Source organism: Burkholderia sp. Bp8998, assembly GCF_003854235.1.
Classification (GTDB): domain Bacteria; phylum Pseudomonadota; class Gammaproteobacteria; order Burkholderiales; family Burkholderiaceae; genus Burkholderia.
The window spans coordinates 1-840 of sequence record NZ_QTQF01000145.1 but is presented as its reverse complement, the minus strand read 5'-3'; the positions used below and the strand labels follow the sequence as shown (position 1 = coordinate 840).

2 protein-coding genes are annotated in these 840 nt (G+C 68.7%); both read right to left on the bottom strand.

From position 1 onward, the window contains the following. Positions 1-443, bottom strand: a 443-nt coding sequence (locus tag DIE06_RS37850; RefSeq protein WP_185733585.1) for an NAD(P)-dependent oxidoreductase, incomplete at its 3' end; no start/stop codon positions are given. An 18-nt stretch (positions 444-461) separates the two neighbouring features. Beyond that, positions 462-840: aldehyde dehydrogenase family protein (locus DIE06_RS37845; protein ID WP_124665748.1), on the bottom strand; the 379-nt coding region annotated here is incomplete at its 5' end.

Genomic DNA, 840 nt, shown 5'->3' with positions numbered 1-840 from the left:
GGCTTCACGCGCTCGAAATCCGCGTCGCTGCCGCCGACCATGAAGGTCAGCGTGCCGGCCGCCGCGCCGCCGGTGCCGCCCGACACGGGCGCATCGACGAACGCGCCGCCGTGCTCGCGCACGAGCGCGCCGAACGCCTGCGCGCTCGCCGGGTCGATCGTGCTCGAATCGATCACGGTCGCGCCGGCGTCGAGGCCGGCCAGCACGCCGTTCTCGCCGGCGAGCACCGAGCGCACGTGCGGCGCGGCCGGCAGCATCGTGATCACGAAGGTCGCGCCCGCCGCCGCGTCGCGCGGCGATGCGGCCACCTGCGCGCCGGCGTCCTGCAGCGCGCGCAATGCGTCGGCGCTCAGGTCGAACGCATGCACTTCATGGCCGCCCTTCAGCAGGTTCAGCGCCATCGGCGCACCCATGTGGCCCAGTCCGATAAAACCGATCTTCATGGTCATCTCCTCCGCGGCTCAATGCAGCCGGATTGTCGTGTTCACCGGGCCGGCCGTCGTGTCGTCGTCGAACCAGCGCGCTGTGACCGTCTTGGTCTGCGTATAGAACTGCACGACCTGCTTGCCGTACGGGCCGAGATCGCCGAGCTTCGAGCCGCGCGAACCGGTGAAGCTGAAGAACGGCACCGGCACCGGAATCGGGATGTTGATGCCGACCTGACCGACGTCGATCTCGCTCTGGAACTTGCGTGCCGCCGCGCCGCTCTGCGTGAAGATGCCCACGCCGTTACCCATCGGGTTCGCGTTGACGAGCGCGATCGCTTCGTCGAGCGTGTCGACTTCCATCACGACCAGCACCGGCCCGAAGATTTCATGCGTATAGACCGTCATGTCGGGC